Source organism: Arthrobacter sp. Y3223164, assembly GCF_059091005.1.
Window position 1 is genome coordinate 1 of record NZ_JBNHGF010000934.1, and the last position, 338, is coordinate 338.

General features: G+C 73.4%; 1 pseudogene. It reads left to right on the forward strand.

The annotated features are described in order from the left end of the window. Nucleotides 1-44 precede the first annotated feature (44 nt). A pseudogene (locus tag AC5RUJ_RS18800) lies at nt 45-338 on the forward strand (hypothetical protein); the annotation flags it as partial.

Below are 338 nucleotides of genomic sequence, written 5' to 3' on the forward strand. Positions count from 1 at the left end.
CGTCCGGACGCAAGCGCAGGTCGCGCCGTGCCGACGATCCCGGCGTGGCACCCGCCGTGCCCGCAGCCTCAGCCGGCGACGGACCCGAAGCCGCCGTGCTGGAGATCAACGGAGAGACGGTGGCCATCCCGCGCGCCGTGCACAGCCCGGCGGCTGCCCCGGAAGAGCCGTCGCTGACCTTGGAGAGCCTCACCGAGGCCTTCAACAAGGTAGCGCCGGTGGAGAAACCGGAGCCCAAGGTTGCTCCGGTGGAGAAACCGGAGCCGGCCGCGGCGGAGACATCCGGCGCTGCTGCCGAACCACAGGCCGCGCACGGTGACGCCCGGTCCGCGGCGACC